Source organism: Actinobacillus indolicus (assembly GCF_004519515.1).
Taxonomy (GTDB): Bacteria; Pseudomonadota; Gammaproteobacteria; order Enterobacterales; family Pasteurellaceae; genus Glaesserella; species Glaesserella indolica_A.
In genome coordinates, this window is the sequence record NZ_CP038145.1 from 1,858,539 (window position 1) to 1,872,089 (window position 13,551).

At 39.1% G+C, this 13,551-nt stretch carries 16 protein-coding genes; 10 read left to right on the forward strand and 6 right to left on the reverse strand.

What is annotated here, in order from left to right; translation table 11 throughout:
* Nucleotides 1-22 precede the first annotated feature (22 nt).
* Entirely contained in the window at nucleotides 23-499 is a 477-nt protein-coding gene (smpB, locus tag EXH44_RS09255) for an SsrA-binding protein SmpB (RefSeq protein WP_162857208.1), read from the reverse strand.
* A gap of 149 nt (nucleotides 500-648) precedes the next feature.
* Nucleotides 649-1,290, reverse strand: a complete 642-nt coding sequence (locus tag EXH44_RS09260) for a curli polymerization inhibitor CsgI-related protein (RefSeq protein WP_162857209.1) — start codon at nucleotides 1,288-1,290, stop codon at nucleotides 649-651.
* Nucleotides 1,291-1,447: 157 nt separating this feature from the next.
* On the opposite strand from EXH44_RS09260, the gene corC reads away from it, so the two are divergent.
* From corC to EXH44_RS09285, 5 genes are all read left to right on the forward strand, one after another.
* Nucleotides 1,448-2,332, forward strand: coding sequence for a CNNM family magnesium/cobalt transport protein CorC (corC, locus tag EXH44_RS09265; RefSeq protein WP_162857210.1), 885 nt, complete (start codon nucleotides 1,448-1,450; stop codon nucleotides 2,330-2,332).
* On the forward strand, nucleotides 2,329-3,855 hold the full coding sequence (gene lnt / locus EXH44_RS09270) for an apolipoprotein N-acyltransferase (RefSeq protein ID WP_162857211.1): 1,527 nt from the start codon (nucleotides 2,329-2,331) through the stop codon (nucleotides 3,853-3,855). Before corC ends, lnt begins: the two co-directional genes overlap by 4 nt.
* Before the next feature lie 157 nt (nucleotides 3,856-4,012).
* Nucleotides 4,013-4,591: an RNA polymerase sigma factor RpoE gene (gene rpoE / locus EXH44_RS09275; protein WP_135672999.1), complete on the forward strand. Its 579-nt coding sequence runs from the start codon at nucleotides 4,013-4,015 to the stop codon at nucleotides 4,589-4,591.
* Nucleotides 4,592-4,610: 19 nt separating this feature from the next.
* Nucleotides 4,611-5,222 (forward strand): sigma-E factor negative regulatory protein, encoded by a 612-nt coding sequence (locus tag EXH44_RS09280; protein WP_162857212.1) that lies wholly within the window; start codon nucleotides 4,611-4,613, stop codon nucleotides 5,220-5,222.
* A 62-nt stretch (nucleotides 5,223-5,284) separates the two neighbouring features.
* Nucleotides 5,285-6,130 (forward strand): CYTH domain-containing protein, encoded by an 846-nt coding sequence (locus EXH44_RS09285; protein ID WP_162857213.1) that lies wholly within the window; start codon nucleotides 5,285-5,287, stop codon nucleotides 6,128-6,130.
* A 54-nt stretch (nucleotides 6,131-6,184) separates the two neighbouring features.
* On the opposite strand, the gene EXH44_RS09290 is transcribed toward EXH44_RS09285, so the two are convergent.
* The gene (locus tag EXH44_RS09290) at nucleotides 6,185-6,664 is read right to left on the reverse strand and encodes a pseudouridine synthase (protein ID WP_162857214.1); all 480 of its coding nucleotides are present in this window, start codon (nucleotides 6,662-6,664) and stop codon (nucleotides 6,185-6,187) included.
* Nucleotides 6,664-6,819, reverse strand: coding sequence for a YoaH family protein (locus tag EXH44_RS09295; protein ID WP_162857216.1), 156 nt, complete (start codon nucleotides 6,817-6,819; stop codon nucleotides 6,664-6,666). The genes EXH44_RS09290 and EXH44_RS09295 overlap by 1 nt, the downstream gene beginning before the upstream one ends.
* A gap of 233 nt (nucleotides 6,820-7,052) precedes the next feature.
* Here EXH44_RS09295 and EXH44_RS09300 point away from each other — a divergent pair, with 233 nt between their 5' ends.
* Nucleotides 7,053-7,721, forward strand: coding sequence for a YidX family protein (locus tag EXH44_RS09300; RefSeq protein ID WP_162857217.1), 669 nt, complete (start codon nucleotides 7,053-7,055; stop codon nucleotides 7,719-7,721).
* Nucleotides 7,722-7,769: 48 nt separating this feature from the next.
* Here the strand turns inward: EXH44_RS09300 and truC are convergent, their stop codons facing one another.
* Nucleotides 7,770-8,489, reverse strand: coding sequence for a tRNA pseudouridine(65) synthase TruC (gene truC, locus EXH44_RS09305; protein ID WP_162857218.1), 720 nt, complete (start codon nucleotides 8,487-8,489; stop codon nucleotides 7,770-7,772).
* Nucleotides 8,489-8,800, reverse strand: coding sequence for a YqcC family protein (locus EXH44_RS09310; protein ID WP_162857220.1), 312 nt, complete (start codon nucleotides 8,798-8,800; stop codon nucleotides 8,489-8,491). Before EXH44_RS09310 ends, truC begins: the two co-directional genes overlap by 1 nt.
* Nucleotides 8,801-8,858: 58 nt before the next feature.
* Here EXH44_RS09310 and trpCF point away from each other — a divergent pair, with 58 nt between their 5' ends.
* The 4 genes from trpCF (at nucleotide 8,859) to EXH44_RS09330 (ending at nucleotide 13,451) form a co-directional block, all read left to right on the forward strand.
* Nucleotides 8,859-10,241, forward strand: coding sequence for a bifunctional indole-3-glycerol-phosphate synthase TrpC/phosphoribosylanthranilate isomerase TrpF (gene trpCF / locus EXH44_RS09315; RefSeq protein ID WP_162857221.1), 1,383 nt, complete (start codon nucleotides 8,859-8,861; stop codon nucleotides 10,239-10,241).
* 212 nt (nucleotides 10,242-10,453) lie between these two features.
* Complete coding sequence (gene yoaA, locus EXH44_RS09320; protein WP_162857223.1) at nucleotides 10,454-12,373, forward strand: DNA repair helicase YoaA; 1,920 nt, start codon at nucleotides 10,454-10,456, stop codon at nucleotides 12,371-12,373.
* A gap of 12 nt (nucleotides 12,374-12,385) precedes the next feature.
* The gene (locus EXH44_RS09325) at nucleotides 12,386-12,760 is read left to right on the forward strand and encodes a CidA/LrgA family protein (protein ID WP_162857224.1); all 375 of its coding nucleotides are present in this window, start codon (nucleotides 12,386-12,388) and stop codon (nucleotides 12,758-12,760) included.
* Nucleotides 12,750-13,451 carry a CidB/LrgB family autolysis modulator gene (locus EXH44_RS09330; protein ID WP_244238722.1) on the forward strand — a complete coding sequence of 234 codons (702 nt, stop codon included), beginning with the start codon at nucleotides 12,750-12,752 and terminating at the stop codon, nucleotides 13,449-13,451. Before EXH44_RS09325 ends, EXH44_RS09330 begins: the two co-directional genes overlap by 11 nt.
* Nucleotides 13,452-13,551: the final 100 nt, after the last annotated feature.

The following is a 13,551-nucleotide window of genomic DNA, read 5'->3' on the forward strand; positions in this document are numbered from 1 at the left end:
AAGGGGGGCTAGGGGGGATTTCCTACCTATTCGCATTCTTCATAATCCGCTGTTTAGCAACTTGCCACTCACGGTCTTTAATATCTTCACGCTTATCGTGCAGTTTTTTCCCTTTCGCCAAGCCGATTTTGACTTTCGCCCACGCATTTTTCCAGTAGAGCGACAGGGCGATAACGGTAAATCCGTCACGACTGACTTTACCATAAAGTGTGTCTAATTCACGCTTGTTTAACAATAATTTACGGGTACGGGTTGGATCGCACACAATATGGGTAGAAGCGACATTTAACGGGGTAATAGTGCCACCGAACAAAAAGGCTTCGCCATTACGGAAAGTGACATAGCTATCGCCGATATTGGCTTTGCCTGCTCGCAGGGATTTTACTTCCCAGCCTTGTAATTCTAGACCAGCTTCAATTTCTTCTTCGATAAAATATTCGTGTCTGGCACGTTTATTTAAGGCAATTGTGTTTGAAGCCACTTTGGTTTTTTTACTCATAAAATTCTTTTTCTTAGAAAAAATTGCGTTGGATTTTACCTTAAATTAAAGTAATTTTGAATGCTAGGGAGTTAATTTCGCGAGATTAAATGGAGAGATAAGAGAGATAAAAAAGCACCTTTATACGAAATAAAGGTGCTTCTGGTTTATTACTGTTTTTTCGCCCAATCTAAGAAACGTTTTTGGGTTTCTTTATCAGCTTGTTGGAACCAGTATTGTAACTGTTGTTCAGCAATATTTTCGCCTTGAACCATTACTTTACCTTTAGTGACTTTATTTGAACCACCCGCAATCGCCATTGGCATAGCCGAGACTGCAAAGGATTTGACTGCCGCAACGCCATTACCAGCATTGTAATTTGCAAGGTTATCCACAATATTTGCATTTGGCATAAAACCTTCGCCTTTTAGCTCATCTTGTTTATGTTCAAGGGTTTTGCCTGATGCAGTTTGTACTTTGAAACTAGGGGATTTTTTGAATTTTTCCACATCCACATCATTGCGTAGTGCTGGGGCACTAATTTGAATATCTTCTTGGCTTCCTGTGAAGGTTAACACGAGTGGCGCAGATTCATAGAAGTTACTATCAGAACCTGATTGATAGATACTTGAAACTTCGACAACTACTTGATGTTGGTTCGTATCGTTCACTTGTAATACCGTGTTTTTCTTCACTTTTTGTCCATCAAAAGCTAGAAAATTAATGTTTGAAGAGCCTGTGATGGTGCCTGCAAAACTATTTGCACTAAAAGCGAGAGCTACGATTGCAAGGGTAATTTTACCTAATTTCATAAATAATCTCCTAAAAGGGAATGGGTATTTGGGGTAAAAACGCGCATATCCTATGCTAAATTTTTGTAAATAGAAAGTGAGAATCTTCAATCTCTGTCGATTTTTCAGTTGAATTATGGTAATTTCATGCTGTTTTCTTTGTATATGAGTACATAATATGAGTGATGATCAGCAAAGCGCACAGACGCAAGAGAAAAAATCCTTTTTAAAATCGTTATTCGGTGGATTATTTCAACAAGAACCGAAAAATCGTGAAGATTTAGTCGAAGTTATCCGAGATTCAGCAGAAAATGAATTAATTGATTCAGATACTAAAGAGATGATCGAAGGGGTGATGGAGATTTCTTCACTGCGTGTTCGTGACATTATGATTCCGCGTCCACAGATTATTTTTATTGATGCAGAACAACCGTTAGATGCCTGTGTAGATATTATTATTGAGTCTGCGCACTCTCGCTTTCCCGTGATTCGTGGGGGTAAAGATACGATTGAAGGCATTTTACTTGCAAAAGATTTATTAAAATATCTGCGTACTGATTCAGAGCCATTTAATATGGGCGAAATTTTACGCCCTGCCGTCATTGTGCCTGAAAGTAAGCGTGTAGATAGAATGTTGAAAGAGTTCCGTTCAGAGCGTTTTCACATGGCGATTGTGGTCGATGAGTTTGGGGCAGTGTCTGGTTTGGTTACGATTGAAGATATTTTAGAACAAATCGTAGGCGATATTGAAGATGAGTTTGATGAAGAAGAAATTGAACCGATTCGTCAATTATCTCAACATACTTATGCGGTATTAGCCTTAACGGATATTGAACGTTTTAATCAACAGTTTGCGACACAATTTGATGATGAAGAAGTCGATACCGTGGGTGGTTTAGTGATGCAAGCGTTCGGGCATTTACCGAAACGTGGTGAAGAAATCGAACTTGATGGTGTGGTATTTAAAGTGACATCAGCGGATAGTCGCCGTTTGATTCAATTACGTGTCACAGTGACAGATGAACAACTGGAGCTTATGTCTCAAGAGAAAAGTTCAGAATGAGTATTGTAAAAAAATCATCAAATCTCACCGCTTGTTTCATCGCTGTGATTTCAGGGGGAATAGGGACATTAGCCTATTCCCCATTTGACTATTGGATTGTTGCCTTTTTATCTGCAACAGGGCTAATTTGGCTTGCGACATCTGAACATAAAAAGCAGGCTCTACTCGGTGCTTTTCTTTGGGCGGTAAGCTATTTTGCGATTGGCGTAAATTGGGTTCAAGTCAGCATGACCCAATTCGGTGGCGTGCCTGAATTTGTGAGTTATTTAGCCGTATTACTGTTAGCGTGCTATTTAGCGTTATACCCATTGCTTTTTGCCTATCTTATTCAACGCTTTCAGCTAAAAAATCCTTGGGTAATTGCGGTGATTTTTACGTTGACGGAATATTTACGTGGCGTGGTTTTCACAGGGTTTCCGTGGTTGCAATTCGGATATAGTCAAGTCGATAGCCCATTTTTAGGCATTGCACCGATATTAGGTGTGGAAGGCGTGACTTTCTTTATCATGGTTGTCAGTGGCTATTTGGTTTATTTTGTTAGACAATTTGCAAAAAAAGCCACGAATCCGACCGCTTGTATTGTGACATTATTGCTACTTTTAGGGGTTGGATATAGCACACAATTTTTAAAATTCGTGGAAGTCGATGAGCAAAAAGCGCCGTTGTCTATCGCCTTAGTTCAAGGGAATATTGAGCAAAAAATGAAATGGGATCCTGCTCATTTTAATTATACGGTCAGAACCTATGAACAATTAATTCAGTCTGTGCTAGGTAAATATCAAGTGATTATCTTGCCTGAATCTGCGATTCCTGCGTTAGAAGAACAAATTGAGCCATTGATGCAACAACTTCACCATATAGGCGAACAGGTAGGCAGTGAGATTATCATCGGAACATTACATCAATCTCCACAAGGATTATTTAACAGTGCCACAGTCTTGGGGAATAAAGCGCAACCTTACTCACTGACTCAATCGCCACGTTATAACAAACACCATTTAGTGCCTTTTGGGGAATATGTGCCTTTTGGCAATTTGTTGGATTGGATGCGAGATGTTTTTGTCTTGCCGATCAATTTATCGAAAGGTGACTTTATCCAACAGCCATTACTGGTGGCAAATCACCGATTTAATATGGCAATTTGTTATGAGATTATCTTTACTCATCAAGTACAGCAAAATCAACAAGCCCATAACTCTGACTATTTGATTACCATTTCAAATGATGCGTGGTTTGGCGCAAGTATGGGGCCATGGCAACATTTCCAAATGGCAAGAATGCGTGCATTAGAATTAGGCAAACCACTTATTCGCGCGACGAATACGGGGATTACAGCTTTTGTTGATGCGTATGGTCAAGTTGTCTCGCAAGCACCGCAATTTGAAGCCACGACATTGGCAGCAAGTGTTCCGGTGATGAAAGGGCAAACCATCTTCGCACAGTTCGGTAACTGGTTGCTTTATGGGATTTGTGGCATAATTCTCACAATAGCCTTTGTTTTAAGGTTATGTCGAAAAGGATAACAATCAGAAAAGGCAGCAATTTTCTGTCTTTTGTAAATTTTGGTCTAAATTTTATTCAATTAAATTATTTCTATGAACTTTTTAAATTTAGCGCACACTAACGAGCGTGCATCAGAAAAAAATAAAAACAGCGTAGAAGTTAGGAGAACGCAAAGCGATGAGTGAGCAAATAACCGATCAGGAATTGGTTGAACGTGCACAAAATGGTGATAAAAAAGCGTTTAATTTACTCGTCGTGCGTTATCAAAATAGAGTGGCAGGATTGCTTACTCGCTATGTCGCAAGAGACGATATTCCTGATATTGTACAAGAATCTTTTATTAAAGCTTATCGTTCATTAAACTCTTTCCGTGGGGAAAGTGCTTTTTATACATGGCTTTATCGAATTGCTGTCAATACAGCAAAAAACCATTTAACTGCTTTAGGTAGAAGACCACCCAAAGAAGATATTCTTGCAGAAGATGCAGAAAGTTACGACAGTGGCATCCAATTACGTGAAGCAGATACGCCAGAAAACTTGGTGTTATCAGACGAATTAAAACGTGTCGTATTTGATACGATTGAAAGCCTACCAGACGAGCTGAAAACCGCAATTACCTTGCGTGAGCTTGAAGGGCTAAGTTATGAAGAAATTGCCGAAGCGATGCAATGCCCAGTAGGTACAGTTCGTTCTCGAATTTTTAGAGCAAGGGAAGCGATTGATGCTAAAGTCAATCCGCTCTTGCAACAGATTTAAAACATCCTTGGAGTTATCTATGCAACATAAAGAAACACTTTCCGCCTATATGGACGGACATAAAGCAAGCGACAATTTCGCAGAAACTTTATGTAACAGTGCTGAATTACAACAAACATGGGCAAATTACCACACTATCCGCAGTGTGATGCGTGGTGAAGAGCAAATTCTAGGTAGCGATTTTTCTGCAAAAATGGCAGCTTTAATTGAAAACGAAGAAATTGAAGCAGTTAAAACGGAAGAAAAACCAAAAGGATTGCTATTAAAATTAAAACGTTGGAGCACGCCAATTATGCAAGCAGGGATTGCTGCATCAGTCTGCTTATCCGTCGTTTTAGGGGTTAACATGATGAACAGCAATGACGAAGTGGCTCAAACAGAACAACCTGTTTTACAAACGTTACCTTTCTCAAATTCTGTACAACAAGTAAGCTACAACGCACCTTCTAAAGATCAGCCAACGGCTGAACAATTAGAGTACCAACAACGCCGTATTAATGAATTATTACAAAATCACGAATTACAGCGTCGTACACAAACGGGTAATAGTGTGACTTTAACTGAAGAAGAAAAACAAAAAGCACAAACTTCCCAAGCGCCAGCGCAAAACGTAGCTCCAGCTAATCAGTAAGTGAATTATCTTATTTAGCCTATCAATGTTGATAGGCTTTTTTATTTTATAGGTTACATAACATGGAAAATGAAATTGAATTAAAAATTATGCTGTGGAAAGAAAATATTCCGTTAATTAAAACGTGGATAACTCAGCAAACTATTCTTTCACAAGAAACTGAAATCCTAGGTAATACCTATTACGATTCTCCGTCCCTTTATTTTGCAAAAAATAAAATGGGATTAAGAGTCAGAAATAAAAATCAACAATTTGAATTAACATTAAAAACAAAAGGTGAAATTATTGGTGGTTTACATATTCGTCCTGAATATAATTTACCTTTAGAAAATGAGAAACCTGATTTCAAGCGGTTAGTTTCCCACTTTAATTTGCAAATTGCACAAGCAGAGCAATTACAAAATGAATTGCAAGCGACTTTCAGTACTGATTTTACCCGAGAAAAATGGCTTGTCGCTTTTAATAATGCCAAAATTGAAGTGGCATTAGATCAGGGAATAATTAAAAATCCTTTTGGAGAAGAAGTTATTTGTGAATTGGAATTTGAATTAAAAGAAGGTTCACTAGAAACGTTATTTCAGTTTTTAGATGAATTACCTAAACAAGACGGTATGTGGCTTAGTAGTTTAAGCAAAGCACAACGGGGGTATTTAGTTGGACAGCCTGAAAAAATTGCAAAAGAAATCGCAAAACTAACCGCTTGTAATATAGATAATTTATCAGAGATTGAACAATATCAATTTGAACAACAATTAGCCGATTTTATTCGGTTAGATAAACAAAATAGAGTTTTAATTCAATTATATAAAGATAGAGATAAAACATTAGTTGATAAAGATGTAAATGCTCATTTAGTCAGTAAATCGTATTTATTAAATAATTTAGTCAAACTAAAATCATTATATTAAAGAAAAAGCGTGAAAATATGTTTATTTTCACGCTTATTAATATGCCTATCTATATTATTTTACGATACTAAATTTTTGAGTAGGGAAAATAATATCATTTACTTTCAGATCTAATGTATAGTTACCAATAGGATCTGTTTTATCAAATTTCCAACATTTTCTAATAAATTCATTATTAACACTTGGTATATGACTTACAATAGTATGTGTTTTATCTTCGTTACTTGTTGTTACTGAAGCATCTGGGTGAGTGAATTTAGATTTAGCTGGAGTAGTAAATACTTCCGTTACTTTATTTTTAGCCGTAAATGGAATGTTGATTACTTCCCAACATAATTGTGTTGTATTAGCTTTACTCAATGAATAAACGGTACTATTTAACGATTTAGCAACTTTTCCACCTACATCAATTGTGGTTAATCTCATTATTGGTTGTTTTGCTTCTTTAGTGGTTGTGGCATTTGTATTTGCCTGAGTATTGGCTAGGGCAGTAGTTGATGCAAATGCCATAGCGAGTAAAAGATACTTTTTCATCATTTTTCCTCTAATTTTTGATGAGCATCACGCAGTTGCTGAGCGACTATTGCAATGGCTTCACCACTGCTGATACCTTGTTGCATAAGCTGTTGAATTTGTTCAACGGCTTGTTGTTGCTGTTCATGAGTTAAACTTAACAGCGTATTATCCATTTTGAACCCCTTTAAGTCCAATAAAATTCAGTAAAGTTCATATTAAATTTGATGAAAAATTTAGAAGCACTAAGCAGGCGGTCGGCTTTTACTAAAATTTTGCAAATTAAATAACAAATATTGGGAACTCTGATCAGTTTATCATAGAACCAGCTAAAATACTTTCCTAATTGACAATAATAATTTTACTATTATAGTAGATGAGAGTTTATAAATTAATCGGAGAGGTAAATATGAAATTGGTTAAATTTTTATTGTTAAGTTTAAGCGCAATCCTTTTATCGGGGTGTTTTACTATGCTGAATTGGGGAGATCGTGAGCTTATTTCTTCCGGTAATGAAATGGTGGAAGTTGATAGTGATAAACTTACTGCATTCGGTATGCTGAAATCCACACAACAGCTTGTAATGATGGGCGAAAAATATTGGTTTGTCGCGGATGCCGAAAGTTCGAAACAAATCAAAGCATTGATTGATGCAAAATTACCGGAAACTTTTAATACCTATGGGTTACAAGTCGAATTAGATAAAGAGGCAAAAAACTGGAAAACCAACGCAAGTATATCATACACTACCGCAGATACTCAGACTGAAATTGCCAAATTAAAACAATTAGGCTTTGAGTCTCGTTGTCCTGAATGCCCAAAAAACACTCAATATGTTCATCAATATCTATTACAAGGACAACTCTACAAAAAAGCGGATATACAAATTGCAGAGTCAGGTAAGTTAAGAAAAGCCATTCCCGTAAAATTAGTGACGGAAAAATACCAAATAAATGGCGTTGGATCTACGCTTGCAGCCATAGCACTAACGCCAATCACTTTAGCATCTGATATTGTAACTTTACCGTTTCAAATATGGATCCTATCTATAGATAGCGGTGATATATTCAAACCTTAACCAATTCATGTTTTGATAAGGCGTTCAGAAGTTTGAACGCCTTATTTCTTATTTAAAGTTCCACCCAAACTGTTCAAACAAGCTGAACCACTGCTGATCAAGCGGTGCGTTTATCTCAATCTTTTGCAAATGTTTCGGATGAATAAATTGCAAGCAGTTGGAGTGTAAAAATAAACGATCACAGCCCGTATTAGCGATTAACGCACGGTTTTGATGTAAATCACCATAGTTGGTATCGCCAATAATCGGGTGAAACAGATGCTTCATATGACGGCGAAGCTGATGTTTTCTACCTGTTTGCGGAAACAGTTGCACAAGGCTATAACGTGCCGTTTGGAATTTGCCTGCGGGATAAGGCATCTCGACCGTTGCCAAACCTTTATAATCGGTAATCGCATCCTGAGCTTCTTTCTCTTGAGAAAACTTATCGGCAATTTTATCCAGTTGCACTTTCAAGGGATAGTCAATCCGTCCTTCCCCTTCCAAATAACCACGAACGACGGCCAAATAACTTTTTTGGATCTGATGTTGTTCAAACAGTTGGCTCATGGTGCGAGCCATATCGCTATTCAGGGCAAAGAGCAACACGCCGGAAGTCGGGCGGTCTAAGCGGTGAATCGGGAAAACGTGTTGCCCGATTTGATCACGCAACGTCTGCATGGCAAATACGGTTTCATGTTTATCCAACCAACTGCGGTGTACTAACATTCCTGCAGGTTTGTTAATCGCAATGAGTTCATCATCACGATAAAGAATTTCAAGTTCCATTAGCTTTTCAACAAGGTTTCAAGTTTTACTAACGGGGCGTGAAGTGCGTGCAGATAATCCAAATCTTTCAACGCTTCTTCTAAATAAGGCGATACCGCAAAATTACGGGGCAATTCTGCATTGGCCTCTAACAGAGCGTGCATTCTCGGTAAGAAAATCCACTGTAACCACTGTGTTGCAGACAGTGTGCTGACACAAAACGGCTCGTCATTGGCTAAGGCTTCTTCAGACGGTGGCATGGCTTCCCACAGATTATGTACTCGCAAGGCGATTTCGAGATCGGTTAAGTGTTGTTTTACTTGAGTTTTCATTGTTTGTCCTTTATTGTTCTGTTCATAAAAATGAATTGCCCATATATAAGGACAAAATATGCAAAATCAACCCACTATCCTTCAGAAGATTATTCAAGACAAAGCCCGTTGGATCGAACAAAAAGAACAAGCCTTTCCGCTATCCCAATTTCAACATCAATTAACCCAAAGTGATCGCAGTTTTTATCAGGCTCTTGCAAAAGGTTCCCATGATCTGCCCGCTTACATTTTGGAATGTAAAAAAGCATCGCCGTCAAAAGGGCTGATTCGAGCAGATTTTGATTTAGATGCCATTGCTCAAGTCTATAAGCAGTATGCTTCGGCAATTTCGGTACTGACGGACGAACAGTATTTCCAAGGGGATTTTGCGTATATTAACCAAGTTCGCCAGCAAGTCGAACAGCCTGTGCTGTGCAAAGATTTTATGATCTCACCTTACCAAGTTTATTTGGCACGTTTTCATCAAGCGGATGCGATTTTATTAATGCTCTCGGTGGTGGATGATGACACCTATCGTGAATTAAGCGAGTTGGCGCACTCGCTCGGTATGGGCGTACTGACGGAAACCAGCAATGAAGCGGAATTTGAAAGGGCTTTAGCCTTAGAGGCGAAGATTATCGGCGTGAATAACCGCAACTTGCACGATTTATCCATTGATATGAATCGCATTGTGCATTTGGTGCAAAAATATCAAGATCGCATTCCGAAAGAGACTCGTTTAATCAGTGAGTCGGGCATTTACAACCATAAACAAGTCCAAGAGATCAAACCGTTTGCCCACGGCTTTTTAATTGGCAGTAGCTTAATGGGCAATGCGGATCTGAATAATGCCGTGCGTGCGGTAGTGTATGGCGAAAATAAAGTTTGTGGCTTAACTCGCCCGCAAGATGTACAAGCAGTGTATCAGAAAGGCGCATTGTACGGCGGATTGATTTTTGCTGAAAAATCGCCAAGAGCTTTATCACTCCGCCAAGCACAAGAACTTGTGGTACAAGCACCATTGCGTTTTGTGGGCGTTTTCCAAGATCAAGCGGTTGGATTTGTCGAAAAAATTGCAAAACAGCTTGAACTGTTTGCCGTGCAACTTCACGGCTCGGAAGATGAAGCCTACATTGCAGAATTGGCGGAAGCCTTTGATGGAAAAATTCAAATTTGGAAAGCCATTTCCATGAATGCCCAGACTCAATTTCAACAAAATCCATTAGTTCAGCGTTATGTGTTGGACAGTAAGCAAGGCGGATCGGGCGAAGTGTTTGATTGGTCTTTGATTCCAAATGAGATTAAAACCAAAGCGTTATTGGCGGGTGGAATTGGTTTGGACAATATCGATCAAGCGTTAAAACAAGGCTGTTTAGGCGTTGATCTGAATTCAGGTGTGGAGTCTGCAAAAGGGGTGAAAGATGCAGAGAAGATTGAACTGATATTTAAGAAAATTATCTGAACATAAATACTCAATTACATTGAAAGTACTGACGCAGTATATGCAGATCATTCAACCTAATCTGACAGCTTTTCCATTTAAATTGGCATGCTTGTCCGATTAGGTTTAGTTTTCTCTATTTTATCGCTATAATGTCCAATCTCTCTTATTGTTAACATCCAATGCAAGCGATTTATCTCTCTAATATTATTGAGATATATCGCCAAATTCATATGAAACTATCCGAAAAAATCACCGACGCGTTTAGCCCCGAAGGCACGTTAAGCCAAAACATTCACGGTTTTCGCCCGCGAGATGCTCAGTTAGAAATGGCACAAGCGGTTGGAAGAGCGGTGAAATTTGCCAAAAGTGCGGTGATTGAAGCAGGGACGGGAACGGGGAAAACCTTTGCTTATCTTGTGCCAGCGTTGCTATCGGGCAAAAAAACGATTATTTCTACGGGTTCCAAAAATCTGCAGGATCAGTTGTTTAATCGTGATTTGCCAACCATTCAAAAAGCCTTGAAATATAAGGGAAAAGTAGCGTTATTGAAAGGGCGTGCTAATTATCTCTGTTTAGAGCGGTTGGATCAGGTGATCGCAATGGGCGTGGTTGGCGATAAATCGGTGTTGGCGGATTTGGCGAAGGTGCGAAAATGGCACACGGGAACAAAAACAGGGGATTTGAGCGAATGTATCACCATTGCGGAAGATAGTCCGATTTTACCGCAATTAGTTTCGACGGCAGAAAGCTGTTTGGGATCGGATTGCCCGAATTATAAAGAGTGCTATGTGGTACAAGCTCGACGCAAGGCGTTGGAAGCTGATGTGGTTGTGGTGAACCATCACCTATTTTGTGCCGATATGGCTGTGAAAGAAACAGGCTTTGGTGAGTTAATCCCTGATGCAGAGCTGATTATTTTTGATGAAGCACATCAGTTGCCCGATATTGCTAGCCAGTACTTTGGGCAATCGCTGACATCTCGTCAATTATTTGATATTTGCAAAGACAGTAACATTGTTTATCGTACAGAGTTGAAAGATCTTGCTCAGTTGGGTAAAGCATCCGATCATCTACAAAAAGTGGTGCAGGATTTCCGTTTGTTGCTAGGGGACGGTAACAAGCGGGGGAATTTGCGTGAAATTTTGCAAGATCCGAAAGTGGTCGAAGGCTTTGCTAAGCTGAATGAGAACATTAATTTTTTAAGCGAAGTGGTGAAAAAATCGCTCGGTCGTTCAGAAACCTTGGATAAAATCTTTGAACGTTTGGCTGAAGTCAAAGCACAGTTAAAAAGATTGGGCGATACTAGTGTTGTCGGCTATTGTTATTGGTATGAAATCAATGGGCGTTCCTTCGGTTTGCACATTACGCCACTGACGGTCGCCGATAAATTCGGTGAGCAGATGAGAGCAAATCAAGTTGGTTGGATTTTTACCTCTGCAACCCTTGAAGTCGGCGGAAAGTTCGACCATTTCTGCCAGCGACTAGGCATTGAGAATGCAGAACAGATGGTGTTGCAAAGCCCGTTTGATTATGCTCGTCAATCGTTGCTCTGTGTGCCACGTTATCTGCCTGATACGAATAAATCCCATACACTGACGGAATTGGGGCTGTTGCTCAAACCTGTGATTGAAGCGAATAATGGGCGTTGTTTTTTACTTTGTACGTCCTATTTTATGATGCGTGGTTTAGCGGATTTCTTAAGAGAACAGAGTTCGTTGAGCGTATTGTTGCAAGGGGAAACCAGTAAAAGTCGTCTGCTTGAGAAGTTTGTTGCAGAGCCAAATAGTGTACTGGTTGCAACGCAAAGTTTCTGGGAAGGGATTGATGTGCGGGGCGATGCGTTGTCGTTGGTGATTATCGACAAATTGCCTTTTACCGCACCCGATGAACCATTGCTGAAGGCTCGAATGGAAGATTGTAAGTTGCAAGGTGGCGATCCCTTTAATGATATTCAAATTCCCGAAGCGGTGATTACCTTAAAACAAGGTGTGGGGCGTTTGATCCGCGATGTAACGGACAGGGGGGCGGTGATTATCTGTGACTCTCGTCTTGTAATGCGACAATACGGCTCGACTTTCTTAAAAAGCCTACCACCGTCAAAGCGGACAAGGGATTTGGCAAAAGTAGTTGAATTTTTGAAATTAAAATAGATGGAAAGCAATATGTTGGTTAAAAGTTTACGTTTTATTGTGGCATTAACCTTGTTATTCCTAATGCTTTATTTAGGGAAACTAATGAACTGGTTAATCCCAATCGGTATCGCTGAAAGTATTTGGGGATTACTGATTTTATTCTTATTATTAGTGCTTAATGTCATAAAAATAGAGTGGGTAATGCCCGCAACTCGCCCTTTATTACGTTATATGGCACTCTTTTTCTTGCCGATTTGTGCGGGTATTATTGAGCAGTCTGATATCCTCTCGTTACATCTACATTCATTAGTTTTAGCGAATTTTGTGAGTACGGTTCTCTCATTAATTGTGGTGGGATATTTGGCTCAATGGTTATTTAATAAGGATGTACAAGATGATGAATAATCTCGCCATTTATGCTTATTCGCTTATTACGGTTCTTGTTTTTATTGTCGGTTTAAAAATCAGTAAAAGAGTCAAATCTGCGATTTTTAACCCTTTTATTGTCTCATTATTGCTACTTGTTGCCGTGTTACTGGTGACAAAAATTCCATTTGAAAGCTATTATCAAGGTAATTTACCTCTTAATAGTCTTCTAGGTGTTTCCGTGGTTGCCCTTGCAGTGCCTTTTTATGAGCAGCTTCCTCAAATTCGTAAACATTGGAAAAAGATCAGCGTTATTGTGGTGATTGCGACTTTATTAACGATGTTGAGCGGTATTTTCTTAGCGTTGCTTTTCGGTGCAAGTAAAGAGATTATTGCTTCGCTATTACCTAAATCAGTCACCACAGCGATTGCCATTTCGATTGCTGATGAAATTGGAGGAAGTTCGGCGATCAGTGCAGTAGCGGTGGCGATTGCAGGTATTACAGGTTCAGCCTTTGGACTGACCATTTTACAATGGTTTAAAGTAGATAATAGTCGGGCGATAGGATTAAGTATTGGTGCGGCCTCACATGCCTTAGGGACAGCGAGAATTATGTCTTATAGTGTTAAAGCCGGCAGCTATTCCTCAGTATCGTTGGTGTTGTGTGGGATTTTATCTTCTTTATTAGCGCCTTTCGTGTTTCAATGCGTATTAAAACTCTTTTTCTAAATTTGCAAAATTTTATGAAAATCAGACCGCTTGTTAGAGAGAAATTTGGTATAAACCCGATTTCCCTTTAAAATAGCGACTTCTTTGATTTTGAGATAAC